Origin of the sequence: Bradyrhizobium sp. LCT2 (assembly GCF_009931255.1) — a bacterium.
GTDB classification, from domain to species: Bacteria; Pseudomonadota; Alphaproteobacteria; order Rhizobiales; family Xanthobacteraceae; genus Bradyrhizobium; species Bradyrhizobium diazoefficiens.
Map to the genome: position 1 here is coordinate 7,541,432 of NZ_CP034432.1, position 14,664 is coordinate 7,556,095.

Genomic DNA, 14,664 nt, shown 5'->3' on the forward strand with positions numbered 1-14,664 from the left:
CGCGCCGATCCGGGACCCATAACCCCAGGGCGCTGTTTGGCGAAGACTCGTGGTTGTCAGCTCACGCCGCAACGTCTCCCTGGGGTTATGGGTCCCGGGTCTGCGCTTACGCTTGCCCGGGACGACAGGGGAATATACGGCTGCGCTCTTACGCCTTCTGCGCGTCCATCACCTTGCGCACGGCAGGCCGTTCCGACATCCGCTTGAAATGATCGGCGATCTTCGGCGTGGCGTTGATGTCGACGCTGTCGCCTTCGAGCCAGGTCGACAGGGTGTAAAGATAGGGATCGCAGATCGTGAACTGATCGCCCATCACCCACGGCCCCCTAAACATCTTCTGCTCGATCAGGGCGAAGCAGGCGCCCATGGTCTTCGGCACCATCGCCTTCATGTCGGCGAACGAGCTCTCCTGTGTCGCCCAGCGCGCGCCGCGCATCTTGTGCGCATGGTTGATGTGCACGGTCGAGCAGAGATAGGAATTGAACGACTGCACCTGGGCGAAGTCGAAGGGATCGTCGAGCGGCGCGAGCTTCGCCTTGGGAAAGGTCTGCGCGATATAGGCCAGCATCGCCGGCGTCTCGGTCAGGACGCCGCGGTCGGTCACCAGCGCGGGCACGCGGCCCTTCGGGTTGATAGCGAGATAGTCCGGGCTGTTCTGCTGATTGTCCTTGAAGCTCAGCCGTTCAGCCGTGTAGTCGGCGCCGGCCTCCTCCAGGGTGATGTAGGTGGCGAGCGCGCAGGTGCCGGTGGCGTAGTAGAGCTTGAGCATGTCGGACCTCATGGGAAAATTGGAAATTAACGACTGTCGGCCCCGAGGTCCATAGCACGACATCCTCTTCGCAGTTGCCCACATCCGCCCGCCTGTGCCAAGACGCCCGCAATCGGAGGGGCTTTGTCATGACGGTACTCATCGCCGGCGGCGGCATCGGCGGGCTGACGCTTGCGCTCAGCCTGCACGGAATCGGCGTTCCCGTAAAAGTGTTCGAGAGCGTCGCGGAGCTGAAACCACTCGGCGTCGGCATCAACGTGCTGCCGCATGCCGTGCGCGAGCTGATCGAGCTCGGGCTGATCGACAAGCTCGATGCCAGCGGCGTGCGCACAAGCGAGCTCGCCTACTTCTCCAAGCACGGCAAGCCGATCTGGAGTGAGCCGCGCGGGCTGGAGGCCGGCTACAAATGGCCGCAATTCTCGATCCATCGCGGCACGCTGCAGCAGCTCCTGCTCGACACCGCAATCGAGCGGCTCGGCCGCGACAGCATCCTCACCAGCCATCATCTGACCGGCTGGACCGAGACAGCGGACGGCGTCCGCGCCGATTTTATCGACAAGGCGACCGGCAAGGCCGCAGGCACCTACGAAGGCGCGATCATGATCGCCGCCGACGGCATCCATTCCGCCGCACGAGAAAAGCTCTATCCCGATGAAGGCCCGCCGATCTGGAACGGCCGCATCCTCTGGCGCGGCGTGACGCCGGCAAAGGCATTCCTCACCGGCCGCACCATGATCATGGCCGGGCACGAGATCCTGAAATTCGTCTGCTATCCGATCAGCAAGGTGCCGGATGCGGCGGGCAACCATCTGATCAACTGGGTCGCTGAGCGCCACATGCCGCCGACCTACCAGTGGCGACGCGAGGACTATAACCGCACCGCGCGGCTGGAGGAGTTCTTGCCGTGGTTCGAGAGCTGGCAGTTCGACTGGCTCGACGTGCCCGGCCTGATCCGGAACTGCCCGCACGCCTACGAATATCCGCTGGTGGACCGCGATCCGGTGTCACAGTGGACGTTCGGCCGCGTCACGCTGATGGGGGATGCCGCGCATCCGATGTACCCGATCGGATCGAACGGCGCCTCGCAGGCGATCCTCGATGCCCGCGTCATCACCCGCGAGATCCTGGCGCATGGCCCGACGCAGGCAGCGCTGCTCGCCTACGAGGCCGAGCGGAGGCCGGCGACCACCGACCTCGTCCTGCTCAACCGCAAGAACGGACCCGAGCAGGTGATGCAACTGGTCGAAGAGCGCGCGCCCGACGGCTTTGAGGTCGTCACCGACGTGCTGTCGCAGCACGAGCTGGAAGACATCGCCGCCAACTACAAGCGCGTCGCGGGGTTCCAGGTCGAGGCGCTGAATGCCAAGCCGCCGATCGTGCCGCGTCGCGCCGATGCGAGAGGCGCGAGCACCTAGGTCGTTGCTTCACACTCCGCAATGCCGTTGACGGGCGCGAGTTAGGTGGAGCGACGACCGCCCAAGGTTGACGACATGCGCTTAAGCTTGTTGATGGCACGGATAGCGTAACCGAGCCCGACGGGATTGGTCTGGCGCAGGAAGGCGACCTTTTTCACATAGTCTTCGATGTGCCATTTGGCGTGCGCGCCCTCGCGGAAGAAGACAACGTCGCCGACACCGTAGCGCTTCGGTGGCATGCCATCGCTCTCGATCACCGTTGATCCTTCAAGGATCATGATCGTCTCGTCGAGATCGTAGTACCAGTTGAACTTGCCCGTGGTGCAGGACCAGATCAGGGTCGTGGCGGTGCCGCACGCGCTGGTTGACAGCAGGTGCGAGCGCGCTTCCGGATTTCCTTCAATGATCCAGGATGGCTCAATCGGGGACGGTTTAAGATCGACGTTGGTGTGACCGGTCTCAATAAGCGCAAGCGCCATGACTCACCTCAAGGCCTCAAATAACGCGCAGCTTGACAATCATCCCGTTCAGGTTTGTGAAATTTTTATCGGGGGCACTAACATTCAAAGTTTCCGCCAAAAATATGAATTGGTCAATTTGCCGCAAGTCACGTCGATGACGCCTCGACCGTCGCGATTCGCCTGCGGATTGCGCGGATCCACCTGTTTTCTCTGCCGGCTGCGACAATATGCGCGAGTCAAATGCTCGCGTTGCTAGAGCCGACAACGAGCCGCACGCTCATTGCGTGCGCAAGGAATTCGCGAGCAAATTCTGCGATTGCACGCGCGGGTAGATCTCTGTCCGCTTCCGCGCTGCGCGAGGCATCCCCTCCTACTCGAGCAGAATGGGCCCGCCGCACCTGGATCAGCGAACCACTCTCGCCGCTTCCAGCAGCCGCTCGCTCGCGGTCGCGGTGGCAAGCACGGTGCCGTCCTCGGTCATCAGCCTGGCCTCGACGAAGGCAATGGTCTTGCCGAGTTGCGTCACCGTCGCCTCGCCGATGATCGGGCCGGGCTTTGCGGGGCTCAGGAAGTTCACGGTCATGCTGATGGTGGTGGTGTAGAGCCGGCCCTCGCTCATCACCAGCACGGCCGGGCCCATGGTGTCGTCGAGCATGGCCGAGAGCATGCCGCCCTGGATGAAGCCCGCCGGATTGCAGAATTCGGGCTTGCCCTCGAAGCCGAGCTTGATCCAGCCCTCCTCCGGACGGGCATCGAGCAGGCGCCATCCCAGCAGCTCGGCACAAGGCGGCCTGGGAAAGTTGTCGAGCGCGGTCTTGACCATTGGGGAGCCTCCGTGTCGCCCCTGTTAACGCGGCCCTGCTGCCAGCGTGGTGTCAGGAGGATGGGGCCGGCGGGAGGCGCAATCCGTGCGCGATCACCTTGCGCATGACGTTGGGCAGCGCTTCGCCGGCCAGCGTCGCGATCGGCACCCAGCGCATGCCCGCGGGTGCCCGCGTGCGAGCTTCTGCCTTGGCGGTATAGACCACCAGTTCCAGCGGAAAATGCGTGAAGACGTGGGTGACGACGCCCACCCTGCGCTGCCAGCGCGACAGGCCCTTCAGCGCGGGCGCCTGCTGCTTCGCCGTCGCGTCCTCCTGACCGGCGAGCCAGTCCGAGCCCGGCACCTCCGTCATGCCCCCGAGCAGGCCCTTTTCGGGCCGGCTGCGGACCAGCAGTTCGTCGCCGCGCGTCACGACGAAGGCAGCGCCGCGCCGCAGCGTCCCGCTCTTCTTCGGCGCCTTGCGCGGAAAACTCTCCTGCGTGCCTTGCGCGCGTGCGATGCAATCATCGTTCAGCGGACACAGCGAGCAGGCCGGCTTCTTCGGCGTGCAAATCGAAGAGCCGAGATCCATCAATGCCTGTGCGCTATCACCGGCGCGGGAGTCGGCAAGGAGCGTCGCCGCCAGTTGCTGGATCAGCGGTTTTGATTGCGGCAGCTCCTCCTCGACCGCGAACAGGCGCGACACCACCCGCTCGATATTGCCGTCGACCGGCATGGTGCGGCGATCGAAGGCGATCGCGGCGACCGCAGCCGCGGTGTAAGGCCCGATGCCCGGCAGCGCGCGCAGCCCCTCCTCCGTGTCGGGAAAGACGCCGGCATGCTCGCGCGTCACCGCGACCGCGCAGGCATGGAGATTGCGCGCACGGGAGTAATAGCCGAGCCCCGCCCACATCCGCAGCACGTCGTCCTGCGAAGCCCGCCCCAGCGCGGTGACATCAGGCCAGCGCGCGACGAATTTTTCGAAGTAAGGGCCGACCGCCTTTACCGTGGTCTGCTGGAGCATGATCTCGGACAACCACACGCGGTAAGGGTCCGATGCCTCACCAGACGCCGCCCGCCACGGCAGGTGGCGGCGGTGGCGGTCATACCAGGCGAGCAGCGCCAAGGGGCGCGATGCGGTCTCCGGCTGACTGGGTTCCGATTTCGCCTTCAGGGCGGATTTGGGGCTCATGCTCCCACTGTAACGACAACGCACCGACCTCTCCACGCCATGCCCGCGCTTGTCGCGGGCATCCACGTCTTTCTTCGCAAGAGAACGTGGATGGCCGGGGCGAGCCCCGGCCATGACGGCGAAGAGCCTGTGGCTCTCACGCCGCAGTGCTATAAGGGTCCATGTCCAAATTCCCACCCAAGCCGGGCCCCATCAGCGCCAAGCCGCTCTCGCTGCTGCTCAACGACGTCTTTGCCGAGGCGTACGCCAAACAGGGCTTTGCCGCGCGCGAGTTGGTGACGCGGTGGGCGCAGATTGCCGGGGCGGAGATCGCGGCGCATGCCGAGCCCCTCAAGATGCAATGGCCGCGACCGGTCGAGGGCCAGCCGCAGGAGCCGGCCACGCTGGTGCTGCGGGTCGAGGGGCCGATGGCGCTGGAGATCCAGCATTCCGCGGATGTGATCCTGGAACGGGTCAACCGCTTCTTCGGCTGGAGCGCGGTCGGCAAGCTCGCCTTCCGCCAAGCCCCCCTGTCGCGCGCCAAGCGGCCGGTCCGGCCGAGCCCGCCGGACCCCAAGAGTGTCGCCAAGGTGGAGGAGACCCTCGGGGACATCGAAGATGAACAGCTCAAGTCGGCGCTGGCGCGGCTCGGGGCGGCCATCAAGCGAAATTGAGCCTCATTTCGCGGTCAATCTGGACCCGTTCCCGCGGCCCGCCATTGCCTCAAACGACGTTTCAAGCTAGCGACAGGCCGCCCAAATGGGAACTTCGGGCAAGACCACGCCAATCCGGGAGCCGACCTTGATCATCACCCGCCGCGCCTTCACCACGATGCTGTCGCTGACCGGGCTTGCCGCGGTCGCCGGGTTCTCCCCATTGCGGTTCATCTCCGAGGCCATGATCCCTGAAGCAATGGCGCAGGCCGCCGGCGACGTGGCCAAGCCCGTGTCGCTGCCCGACATGGCGCTCGGCCCGAAGGACGCCGCCGTCACCATCACCGAATTCGCCTCGATGACCTGCCCGCATTGCGCGGCCTTCAACGAGCAGGTGTTCCCCAAGATCAAGGCGGAATACATCGACACCGGCAAGATCCGTTACGTCTTCCGCGAGTTCCCGCTCGACATCAAAGCCGCCGCCGGCTCGATGCTGTCGCGCTGCATCGCCAATGGCGATGCGCCGAAATACTTCGCTGTCACCGACATGCTGTTCCGGCAGCAGAACGACTGGGTGATGAAGAACACCACCGAGACCCTGACGCGGATCGGCAAGCAGGCCGGCCTCACCCAGCAGCAGGTCGAAGCCTGCCTGAAGGACCAGGCGCTGCTCGACAAGATCGCCGCCGACCAGAAATACGCCAGCGACGTTTTGAAGGTGGATTCGACGCCGACCTTCTTTATCAACGGCGAGAAGATCAAGGGCGAGGCCTCGTTCGAGGAATTCGCCAAGAAGATCAATCCGCTGCTGAAGAGCTGATTCTTCGCCCTCAACGCCTGATTCGCATCTCGAAAGCCGTATCATTCCCGGGATAAATCCCTTGGGAAAAGCGGCTTTCGCCGGTTGCCCTCGCGGCGCACCGCGGCCATTGTCCAGCCGCATGAGGCGCCTCGCGCGACTCGCCCGGATAGCGACATTGCCTTCCATGGTATTGTCCCGGCAGGGGGATTCGCGCCTGCCAACAGAGATGCGTGCTTATGAAAATCACCCGCCTGCGCCTTCACGGCTTCAAGTCCTTCGTTGAGCCCACGGACTTCGTCATCGAGCCCGGCCTGACCGGCGTGGTCGGACCCAACGGTTGCGGCAAGTCGAATCTCGTCGAAGCGCTGCGCTGGGCGATGGGTGAGACCTCGTACAAGAGCTTGCGCGCCGCCGACATGGACGCGGTGATCTTCGCCGGATCCGGCAACCGTCCGGCGCGCAACCACGCCGAAGTGACGATGACGATCGACAACGCCGATCGCACCGCGCCGGCGGCTATGAACGACAGCCAGCTTCTGGAGATCTCCCGCCGCATCGAGCGCGAGGCTGGCTCGGTCTATCGCATCAACGGCCGCGACGTGCGCGCCCGCGACGTGCAGATCCTGTTCGCCGACGCCGCCACCGGCGCGCGCTCGCCCGCCCTCGTCCACCAGGGCAAGATCGGCGAGATCATCCAGGCCAAGCCGGAGCAGCGCCGCCGCGTGCTGGAAGACGCCGCCGGTGTCGCAGGTCTCCATGCCCGCCGCCACGAAGCCGAGCTGCGGCTGAAGGCGGCCGAAACCAACCTCACCCGCGTCGAGGACGTGATCGGCCAGCTCTCCGGCCAGATGGAAGGCCTGAAGAAGCAGGCCCGCCAGGCCGTGCGCTATCGCGAGGTCGCGGCCAAGGTCCGCAAGGCCGAAGCCACCCTGTTCCATCTGCGCTGGATCGGCGCCCATGCCGACGTCAACGAATCCGGCCAGACCCACGATCTCGCCGTGCGCGAGATGGCCGAGCGCACCCAGCACCAGGCCGAAGCCGCCCGCATCCAGGCGATCCGCGCCGCCGAAATGCCGGCGCTGCGCGATGCCGAGGCGCGCGCCGCGGCCGGGCTCCAGCGCCTGACCAATGCCCGCGAACTGCTCGACCGCGAGGAAGAGCGCGCCAAGGAGCGCGTCGCCGAGCTCGAACGCCGCCTCGCCCAGTTCGAAGGCGACATTTCCCGTGCTCAGCAACAAACCATGGACGCCGACGTCGCGCTCCAGCGCCTCGACAGCGAAGACGCCGAGCTGAAGGAAGAGATCAAGTCGCGCGTCGAGAAGCGCTCCGGCGTCGATGAACGCGTCGGCGAAGCCGAGGCGGTGCTGACCGAAACCGAGCAGCAGTTCGCCGAGCTCACCACGGCGCTCGCCGACCTCACCGCCAAGCGCAACCAGCTCGAAGCCAATGTCCGCACCCACCGCGACAAGCTCGCCCGGCTCGACCAGGAAATCGCGAACGTCACCGCCGAGGAGCAGAAGCTTGCCGATGAAACGGGCGGCTTCGGCGACCTCGACGAGCTGACCGCGACGGTCGAGACCGCCGAGCAGACGCTGGCGGCCTCGGAGGCCGCGGCGCAGGCGAGCGAAGCCGCGCACGTCGCCGCGCGGCAGACGCTGGAATCCTCGCGCTCGCCGCTGAACGAAGCCGACAAGCGCGTGCAGCGGCTCGAGACCGAGGCGCGCACGATCTCCAAGATCGTCAACGGCGAGACCAAGAATCTGTGGCCGCCGATCATCGACGGCATCACCGTCGACAAGGGGTTTGAAAAGGCGATCGGCGCCGCGCTCGGCGACGACCTCGATGCGCCGATCGACCCGTCGGCGCCGATGCGCTGGACCAATGTCGGGGAGACCGACGGCGATCCGGAGCTGCCCGAAGGCGTGGTGCCGCTCGCGAACCACGTGCAGGCCCCGGCCGAGCTGGCCCGCCGTCTGGCGCAGATCGGCGTGGTGCCGCGCGAGCGCGGCGCCGAGCTGGTCTCGCAGCTCAAGACCGGCCAGCGGCTGGTCTCGCCCGAGGGCGACGTCTGGCGCTGGGACGGCTTCGTCGCGGCGGCCCACGCCCCGACCGGCGCCGCACGCCGCCTTGCCGAGCGCGCGCGCCTCGTCGACATCGAGAACGAGCTGGAGCAGGCCCGCATCGACGCGCAGATCAAGCGCCAGGCGCTGGAGAATGCCGAGTCCGAACTGCAGATTGCGGCCAGCACCGAAGGCGCGAGCCGCGAAGCCTGGCGCGCCGCGCAGCGCGAGCTGAACGTCGCGCGCGAGCGCCATGCCACGGCCGAGCGCGAGATCAGCCGCCACGCCGCGCGCAAGGCGACGCTGTCGGAAGCGCACAGCCGTCTCGCCGCCGACCGCGCCGAGGCCGAAGCCGCCTACGAATACGCCGAGGCCGGCATCAGCGAGCTGCCGTCGAGCGAAGACACCGAGACCCGTCTCGCCGCCGTCCGCAGCGACATCGAAGCCCATCGCCGCATGGCCGCCCAGGTCCGCGCCGAGGCGCAGGCGCTGGCGCGCGAGGCCGAGCTGGCCGACCGCCGCGTGCAGGCAATCCTCGCCGAGCGCACCGAGTGGCAGAACCGCAAGGAGAGCGCGGCCTCCCACATCGACACCATCCAGGCCCGCATCGCCGAACTCACGATCGAGCGCAGCGAGCTCGAAAACGCCCCCGCCGTGTTCGCAGAGAAGCGCAGCGCACTGATCACCGAGATCGAATACGCGGAAAACGACCGCCGCATGGCCGCCGACGCGCTCGCCACCGCGGAAAGCGCGATGGCGGAGACCGACCGCGTCGCGAAGCTGACGCTCGAGGCGCTCTCCAGCTCCCGCGAGGCCACCGCCCGCGCCGAGGAGCGCATGGAAGGCGCGCGGCGCCGGCTCGAGGACATCGAGCGCGAGATCCGCGACATGCTGGAGGTCGAGCCGCAGGCCGTCGCCGGCCTTGCCGAGATCGAGCCCGGCGCGGAGCTGCCGCCGCTGCACGACATCGAGGAAGACCTCGAAAAGATGCGCCGCGACCGCGAGCGCCTCGGCGCAGTCAACCTGCGCGCCGAGGAAGAGCTGCGCGAGGTCGAGACCCAGCACACCGGCCTCGTCACCGAGCGCGACGACCTCGTCGAAGCCATCAAGCGGCTGCGCCAGGGCATCCAGAGCCTCAACAAGGAAGCGCGCGAGCGCCTCCTGACCTCGTTCGAGGTCGTCAACAACCACTTCAAGCGCCTGTTCGTCGAGCTGTTCGGCGGCGGCGAGGCCGCACTGCACCTGATCGAGAGCGACGACCCGCTGGAGGCCGGCCTCGAAATCATCGCCAAGCCCCCGGGCAAGAAGCCGCAGACACTGTCGCTGCTCTCGGGCGGCGAGCAGGCACTGACCGCGATGGCGCTGATCTTCGCCGTGTTCCTCACCAATCCTTCGCCGATCTGCGTGCTGGACGAAGTCGACGCACCGCTCGACGACCACAACGTCGAACGGTACTGCAACCTGCTGCACGAGATGACCGGCTCGACCGACACGCGCTTCATCATCATCACGCACAACCCGATCACGATGGCGCGGATGAACCGCCTGTTCGGCGTCACCATGGCCGAGCGCGGCGTCTCGCAACTCGTGTCGGTGAGCCTCTCAGAGGCGGTGGACATTCTCGACCAGAACGTGGCGTGACGTTTTTGGCCGTCATTCCGGGGCGCTGCGCAGCATCGAACTCGGAATCTGGCGCCACCATATCTAGATTCCGGGTTCGCGCTACGCGCGCCCCGGAATGACGGCGAATGAAAATGGTCTCGCCCACGCTTCCCGCTGAGCTAAAGGCCGCCCTCGACGGCAAGCTCCAGGGCTTTTCCCGCAGCGACGCCGCGCAGCGCTCCCAGAAAATCTCGAACACCTATCGCGCCGGCGGCGGCTCCGGCACGATCAAGTCGGAGGCCGATGCGCTCGCCTACGCGCTCGCGCGCATGCCGGCCACCTACGCGGCGGTGGCGGCGAGCCTGAATGCGCTGACCGAGATCGCGCCGGACTTCGCCCCGGAGACGCTGCTCGACGTCGGCGCAGGTCCAGGCACCGCAAGCTGGGCCGCCGCAGAGGCGTTTCCCTCGCTGCAGGACTTCACCCTGCTCGACGCCAACGCCACCCTGAGCCGGCTTGCCCTCGAACTCGCGTATGACAGCACGCGTCTGGCGGGCTGCCGCTATTTGCCCGGCGATGCCGGCGGCAACCTTGCCGAGGTCTCGCCAGCCGATCTCGTCGTCGCAAGCTACATCATCGGCGAGCTCGGTGAGGCCGATCAACGCAAACTCGCGGAAACGATGTGGGCGAAAGCGCGCCATGCGCTGGTCGTGATCGAGCCCGGCACGCCGGCCGGCTACGCGCGCATCCTCGCGCTGCGCCAGCAGGTGATCGCAGCCGGCGCTTACGTCGCCGCGCCCTGCCCGCACGAAAGGCCCTGCCCGCTGACTGCGCCCGACTGGTGCCATTTCTCCCAGCGCCTGCCGCGCTCCCAGGCCCACCGCCAGATCAAGGGCGCCGACGTGCCGTTCGAGGACGAGCGTTTCATCTACGTCGCCCTGACCCGCACGCCGCCCGCGAGCCGCGCCGCGCGCGTGCTGGCGCCGCCGGATGTCGGCAAGGCCGAGATAACGGCAAAGCTTTGCACCGAGCAAAGCGTTGAACTCGCCAAGATCCCCCGCCGCGACAAGACCGCCTACGCAAGCGCCCGACGCTGGCGCTGGGGCGACGCCGTCATTGCCGAAAGTTAACCTCGATCGGCGGTTTTGCCTTGAACTCGGATGGTTCCTGATCCGACCAAGTCTTACCTCCCCTCTGCGCCGGGGCTCTCGCCCTGCACCATTTTGGTCTAGGCTGCGCCCGCCTTAAATCCCCTTCAGGAGTTCTCCATGTCGACCGGCTGGATCGTTCTCGGCGTCATCGTCGTTCTCGTGTTCTTGGCCTTCAGCGCCTACAACCGCCTGGTGGCGCTGGGCCAGCGCGTGGGCCAGGCCTTTGCCGATATCGACGTGCAGCTCAAGCAGCGCCACGACCTGGTCCCGAACCTGGTCGAGACGGTGAAGGGCTACGCCTCGCATGAGCGCGGCACGCTCGACGACGTCATCAAGGCGCGCAATTCGGCGATGTCGGCGCAAGGCCCGGCGCAGGTGTCCGCCGCCGAGAACCAGCTCTCCGGCGCGCTCGGCCGGCTGATCGCGCTGTCGGAGGCCTATCCCGACCTCAAGGCCAACGCCAACTTCCAGCAGCTCGCCAGCGAGCTCTCCGACCTCGAGAACAAGATCGCGGCGAGTCGCCGCTTCTTCAACAGCGCGGTCCAGGAATACAACACCGGCATCCAGCAGATGCCGGCCGCGTTGTTCGCCGGCATGTTCGGCTTCACCAAGAAGGACTTCTTCGATCTCGGCACCAGCCGCACCGAGGTCGAGGCCGCGCCGCAGGTGAAGTTCTGATTGTCGCGTGACCGGTTTCTCATCTTTGTCGTTCCGGGGCGCGTCGAAGACGCGAACCCGGAGCCTCGCCTGAGACACTAAGCTCTGGATTCCGGGTTCAGGCCTGCGGCCTGCCCCGGAATGACGGGAGCTAACGGAAGCAGCCATGGCCGCGTATGGTCTCTACACGCACATCGCCTCGAACAAGTTACGTTCGATGCTGCTGCTCGCCGGCCTGTTCGCGCTGGTCTATGTGCTGGTCTATGCCGGCGCGCTGGTCGCCGAAGTCGTCATCAACGGCAACGAGACCGTCGCCTTCTACCTGAGCCACGCCTTCCTAGACCTGAAAGTCGCCGCGCCGGTTGCGACGGTCGTGACGGCGGTCTGGGTCGTGATCGCCTATTTCTTCCACCAGTCGATGATCGATGCCGTGACCGGCGGACACGACGTCACCCGGAAGGAGGAGCCGCGGCTCTACAATCTGCTCGAAAACCTCTGCATCTCGCGCGGCATCACCATGCCGAAGCTGAAGATCATGGAAAGCCCGGCGCTGAACGCGTTCGCGACCGGCCTCAACCCGCGGCAATATTCGATCACCGTCACCACCGGCCTCCTCAACGCCCTGAACGACAAGGAGATCGAGGCGGTACTGGGCCACGAGCTGACCCACATCAAGAACGGCGACGTGCAGCTCATGGTGGTCGCCGTCATCATCGCCGGCGTGGTCGGCTTCTTCGGCGAGTTGTTCTTCCGCTTGTTCACGAATTTGAGCTGGAACTCCGGCGGCTCATGGTCCTCGGGTTCGTCGTCGTCGCGGTCGTCCTCGTCGTCGAGCGACAGCAAGAGCTCCGGCGGCGGCGCCGTGATCGTGATCATCATCGCGGTCGTGCTGATCGTGGTGGCCTGGCTGATGTCGCAGGTGGTCAAGCTGGCGCTGTCGCGCTCGCGCGAATATCTCGCCGACGCCGGCTCCGTCGAGCTGACGAAAGACCCTGATGCCATGATCTCGGCGCTACGCAAGATCGAGAACCGCGGCGAGCTGCCGGGCGCGACCTCGGCGGTGATGGAGCTCTGCGTCGACAATCCGCGCGAGGGTTTTGCCGATCTGTTTGCGACCCACCCGTCGGTGCAGTCCCGGGTCGACGCGCTGGTCAAATTCGCCGGCGGCCATGATCCAGGTCCGCTGCCGGACCCGACCGACGAGACGGAACAGCCCGAGGCGCAGGCCGCCCCGCAGAACACCCCGCCACCGCTGTCGCAGGGGCCATGGAGCGATGCAGGCAGCCCGGCCAATCCGCCCGTGTCCGCGCCCAGCCCCTCCGGAACCGCGGCCGGCAACCCGATCGGGAATCCCATGGGGCCCTGGGGCCGCCACTAAGCGCGCGCCCATGGCCAGTTTCACGGCAATCTGGAAAAACCTCGGGAATTGCCGCAACCGGGGCCTGCGGAATTGAATTCTCCCTTGTTTCTGCCATGTTCGCGCCCAACAGCAGACTCGGGACATCGATTTGGGGCCCGGCCGATTGCGACCTCGCGATCGGGGGCGCGCGTTAGGGGACAGCAATGGCAAAGCCGGCAGTGGTTGTGGTGGGCGCGGACAAGGGCGGGGTCGGCAAGACCACGGTATCGCGCACCCTGCTCGATTATTTTTCCGCCAACAACGTGCCGACCCGCGCCTTCGACACGGAATCCCCGCGCGGAACGCTGAAGCGCTTCCATCCTGGCATCACCGAGATCGTCGACATGACGACGACGGCCGATCAGATGAAGATCTTCGATACGCTCAACGCGACCAGCCCGTCGGTCACAGTGATCGACGTCCGCGCCGGCCTGCTCTCCCCGGCGCTCGCCTCGCTGCGCGACATCGGTTTCCTCGACGCCGCCAAGGCCGGGCAGATCACCTTCGCGGTGTTCCACATCCTCGGCCCCTCGATCGCCTCGCTGGACGAAATCGCCGAGACCGCGAATTTCATGACCGGCGCAAAATATTTCCTGGTCAAGAACTTCATCAACGACACCCAGTTCTTCCAGTGGGACCAGGCGACCTATAATTCCTACTTCCACCGCATCAAGGACGCCACCGAGCTGACCATCCCCAAGCTCAACGAAATGGCCTATGAGCAGGTCGAGGTCTCCTCCGTCCCGTTCCTGAAATTCGTCGCCAACAAGGGCATCAACGACGAGGCCGCCAACTACTCCTTCGTGCTGCGCGGCTATGTCCGGCACTGGCTGGCCAATGTCTGGAGCGAGTTCGACCGCATCCGCCTGACCGACATCGTCGGTTCGAAGCCCGGCGCCCGCAGCAGCGAAAAATAGTTGCGGAGCCCGGGCTGATACGGCTGGATTGGGCGGTGAGTTCGCTCAGATAATAGTTCGTGATGCCCGCGACACCCGTCTACATCATCTGCTCGCCCCGCCCGCAGGTCGGCAAGACGCTGCTGGCGCGGCTGTTGAGCGAGTTCCTGCTGCTCAAGAACGGCAACGTCGCGGCCTTCGACGTCAACCTGAAGGAGCCGTCGCTGCTCGACTATCTGCCGAAGATCACCGAGACGGCCGACGTGATCGACACCTACGGCAAGATGCAGCTGATGGACCGCGTCATCGTCGATGACGGGGTTGCCAAGGTGATCGACCTCGGCTTCCACGCCTTCGACGAGTTCTTCAAGATGGCCGACGAGATCGGCCTGCTGAAGGAGGCGGCCCGCCGCCATGTCGCACCACAGATCCTGTTCGTGGCCGACACCGACCGCGTCTCGGCCCGCGCCCATGAGATGCTGCGCGAACAGATCCCGCGGATGAACCTGATCACGGTGGACAATGAGCACGTCGTGCGCGGCGAGTTGCCGGCCGCAATGGCCACCGGGAGGCTGTTCCGCCTGCCCGCGCTGCCCGGCTTCCTGAAGACCTATATCGACCGGCTAAACTTCTCCTTCACCGGCTACCTGCGCCAGGAGAAGGACGCCTCCACCGAGCTGCACCAGTGGACCCGGCGCAATTACCTCGCGTTCCGGGAGCTCGAGCTCAGCCTGATCCTGCAGCGGTCGTAGAGCACTCGGCCGGCGAACTCGGTGTTCACCTCTCCCCAGCGGGGAAGCCCGTCCTCGGCCTGCACCGACCAGAA

Annotated in this window: 13 protein-coding genes; 9 read left to right on the forward strand and 4 right to left on the reverse strand. The window is 66.0% G+C overall.

Annotated features, from left to right (window positions below; translation table 11 throughout):
• Positions 1-148 precede the first annotated feature (148 nt).
• Positions 149-769, reverse strand: a complete 621-nt coding sequence (locus tag EI171_RS35715) for a glutathione S-transferase family protein (RefSeq protein WP_011085290.1) — start codon at positions 767-769, stop codon at positions 149-151.
• Between the two features lie 128 nt (positions 770-897).
• Here EI171_RS35715 and EI171_RS35720 point away from each other — a divergent pair, with 128 nt between their 5' ends.
• On the forward strand, positions 898-2,184 hold the full coding sequence (locus EI171_RS35720; protein ID WP_161536088.1) for a flavin-dependent oxidoreductase: 1,287 nt from the start codon (positions 898-900) through the stop codon (positions 2,182-2,184).
• Positions 2,185-2,225: 41 nt separating this feature from the next.
• On the opposite strand, the gene EI171_RS35725 is transcribed toward EI171_RS35720, so the two are convergent.
• The 3 genes from EI171_RS35725 to mutY all read right to left on the reverse strand — a co-directional run bounded on the left by EI171_RS35725 (position 2,226) and on the right by mutY (position 4,639).
• A complete protein-coding gene (locus EI171_RS35725) occupies positions 2,226-2,663 on the reverse strand; it encodes a cupin domain-containing protein (RefSeq protein ID WP_060910844.1) in 438 nt (145 codons plus the stop codon).
• 385 nt (positions 2,664-3,048) lie between these two features.
• Positions 3,049-3,468, reverse strand: coding sequence for a PaaI family thioesterase (locus EI171_RS35730; protein WP_028175020.1), 420 nt, complete (start codon positions 3,466-3,468; stop codon positions 3,049-3,051).
• A gap of 52 nt (positions 3,469-3,520) precedes the next feature.
• A complete protein-coding gene (gene mutY, locus EI171_RS35735; RefSeq protein ID WP_161536089.1) occupies positions 3,521-4,639 on the reverse strand; it encodes an A/G-specific adenine glycosylase in 1,119 nt (372 codons plus the stop codon).
• Between the two features lie 161 nt (positions 4,640-4,800).
• Here mutY and EI171_RS35740 point away from each other — a divergent pair, with 161 nt between their 5' ends.
• The 8 genes from EI171_RS35740 to EI171_RS35775 all read left to right on the forward strand — a co-directional run bounded on the left by EI171_RS35740 (position 4,801) and on the right by EI171_RS35775 (position 14,590).
• Positions 4,801-5,292 (forward strand): DUF721 domain-containing protein, encoded by a 492-nt coding sequence (locus tag EI171_RS35740; protein WP_161536090.1) that lies wholly within the window; start codon positions 4,801-4,803, stop codon positions 5,290-5,292.
• Positions 5,293-5,419: 127 nt separating this feature from the next.
• Positions 5,420-6,091, forward strand: a complete 672-nt coding sequence (locus EI171_RS35745) for a DsbA family protein (protein WP_161536091.1) — start codon at positions 5,420-5,422, stop codon at positions 6,089-6,091.
• A 218-nt stretch (positions 6,092-6,309) separates the two neighbouring features.
• Positions 6,310-9,774 (forward strand): chromosome segregation protein SMC, encoded by a 3,465-nt coding sequence (gene smc, locus EI171_RS35750; protein ID WP_011085283.1) that lies wholly within the window; start codon positions 6,310-6,312, stop codon positions 9,772-9,774.
• A 113-nt stretch (positions 9,775-9,887) separates the two neighbouring features.
• Positions 9,888-10,865, forward strand: a complete 978-nt coding sequence (locus EI171_RS35755; protein ID WP_161537142.1) for a small ribosomal subunit Rsm22 family protein — start codon at positions 9,888-9,890, stop codon at positions 10,863-10,865.
• A 138-nt stretch (positions 10,866-11,003) separates the two neighbouring features.
• Positions 11,004-11,564: a LemA family protein gene (locus EI171_RS35760; protein WP_161536092.1), complete on the forward strand. Its 561-nt coding sequence runs from the start codon at positions 11,004-11,006 to the stop codon at positions 11,562-11,564.
• A 145-nt stretch (positions 11,565-11,709) separates the two neighbouring features.
• Positions 11,710-12,921: a M48 family metallopeptidase gene (locus tag EI171_RS35765; RefSeq protein WP_161536093.1), complete on the forward strand. Its 1,212-nt coding sequence runs from the start codon at positions 11,710-11,712 to the stop codon at positions 12,919-12,921.
• Between the two features lie 185 nt (positions 12,922-13,106).
• On the forward strand, positions 13,107-13,859 hold the full coding sequence (locus EI171_RS35770; RefSeq protein ID WP_011085279.1) for a hypothetical protein: 753 nt from the start codon (positions 13,107-13,109) through the stop codon (positions 13,857-13,859).
• Between the two features lie 62 nt (positions 13,860-13,921).
• The gene (locus EI171_RS35775) at positions 13,922-14,590 is read left to right on the forward strand and encodes a hypothetical protein (protein WP_161536094.1); all 669 of its coding nucleotides are present in this window, start codon (positions 13,922-13,924) and stop codon (positions 14,588-14,590) included.
• The last annotated feature ends 74 nt before the right edge of the window (positions 14,591-14,664 follow it).

Bases quoted from the DNA above. Each gene is read 5' to 3' on its own strand.
- EI171_RS35715 (WP_011085290.1), bottom strand. From the start codon at position 769: ATGCTCAAGCTCTACTACGCCACCGGCACCTGCGCGCTCGCCACCTAC.
- EI171_RS35720 (WP_161536088.1), top strand. From the start codon at position 898: ATGACGGTACTCATCGCCGGCGGCGGCATCGGCGGGCTGACGCTTGCG.
- EI171_RS35725 (WP_060910844.1), bottom strand. From the start codon at position 2,663: ATGGCGCTTGCGCTTATTGAGACCGGTCACACCAACGTCGATCTTAAA.
- EI171_RS35730 (WP_028175020.1), bottom strand. From the start codon at position 3,468: ATGGTCAAGACCGCGCTCGACAACTTTCCCAGGCCGCCTTGTGCCGAG.
- mutY (WP_161536089.1), bottom strand. From the start codon at position 4,639: ATGAGCCCCAAATCCGCCCTGAAGGCGAAATCGGAACCCAGTCAGCCG.
- EI171_RS35740 (WP_161536090.1), top strand. From the start codon at position 4,801: ATGTCCAAATTCCCACCCAAGCCGGGCCCCATCAGCGCCAAGCCGCTC.
- smc (WP_011085283.1), top strand. From the start codon at position 6,310: ATGAAAATCACCCGCCTGCGCCTTCACGGCTTCAAGTCCTTCGTTGAG.
- EI171_RS35755 (WP_161537142.1), top strand. From the start codon at position 9,888: ATGGTCTCGCCCACGCTTCCCGCTGAGCTAAAGGCCGCCCTCGACGGC.
- EI171_RS35760 (WP_161536092.1), top strand. From the start codon at position 11,004: ATGTCGACCGGCTGGATCGTTCTCGGCGTCATCGTCGTTCTCGTGTTC.
- EI171_RS35765 (WP_161536093.1), top strand. From the start codon at position 11,710: ATGGCCGCGTATGGTCTCTACACGCACATCGCCTCGAACAAGTTACGT.
- EI171_RS35770 (WP_011085279.1), top strand. From the start codon at position 13,107: ATGGCAAAGCCGGCAGTGGTTGTGGTGGGCGCGGACAAGGGCGGGGTC.
- EI171_RS35775 (WP_161536094.1), top strand. From the start codon at position 13,922: ATGCCCGCGACACCCGTCTACATCATCTGCTCGCCCCGCCCGCAGGTC.